Genomic DNA, 785 nt, shown 5'->3' on the forward strand with positions numbered 1-785 from the left:
GGGTTCAGGTTGGCCGAGGGTGCCAGGCCAATGGTGCCGGTGGTGGCCGGGCCCAGGTCGGAGAGGATGTCGCCAAACAAGTTGGTGGCGGCCACCACGTCGAAGCGGCCGGGCTGCAGCACAAAGCGGGCGGTGAGGATGTCGATGTGCTGCTTGTCCAGCGTGACCTCGGGGTAGTCCTTGGCCACATCGTCCGCCCTCTGATCCCACCAGGGCATGCTGATGGCGATGCCGTTGCTCTTGGTGGCCAGGGTCACGTGTTTTTTGGCGCGGCTCTGGGCCAGATCGAAGGCGAACTTCAAGAGGCGGTTGGCCCCGTGGCGGGAGTAGACCGATTCCTGGATCACGATCTCGCGGTCGGTGCCTTCGTACATGATGCCGCCCAGGGACGTGTACTCGCCCTCGGTGTTCTCGCGCACCACGTAGTAGTCGATATCGCCGGGCTTGCGGCCGGCCAGGGGGCAGGGCACGCCCTCGAACAGGCGCACGGGGCGCAGGTTGATGTACTGGTCGAACTCGCGGCGGAACTTGAGGAGAGACCCCCACAGGGAGATGTGGTCCGGCACGGTGGCAGGCCAGCCGACAGCGCCGAAGAAGATGGCGTCCATGCCCGAGAGCTGGGCTTTCCAGTCGTCGGGCATCATCTGGCCGTGGGCGGCGTAGTAGTCGCAGCTGGCCCATTCGAAGGTGTGGCATTCGAGTTCGAAGCCAAAGCGTGCTGCGGCGGCCTGTACCGCGCGCAGGCCTTCGGGCATCACTTCCTTGCCTATGCCGTCTCCGGCGAT

Annotated in this window: 1 protein-coding gene; it reads right to left on the reverse strand. The window is 65.5% G+C overall.

The window, feature by feature from the left end; all coding sequences use genetic code 11:
* On the reverse strand, window positions 1-785 hold a 785-nt coding region (locus IB243_RS26980), incomplete at both ends, for an isocitrate/isopropylmalate family dehydrogenase (RefSeq protein WP_225585425.1).

Origin of the sequence: Acidovorax sp. ACV01 (assembly GCF_014851495.1) — a bacterium.
GTDB classification, from domain to species: domain Bacteria; phylum Pseudomonadota; class Gammaproteobacteria; order Burkholderiales; family Burkholderiaceae_C; genus Acidovorax; species Acidovorax radicis.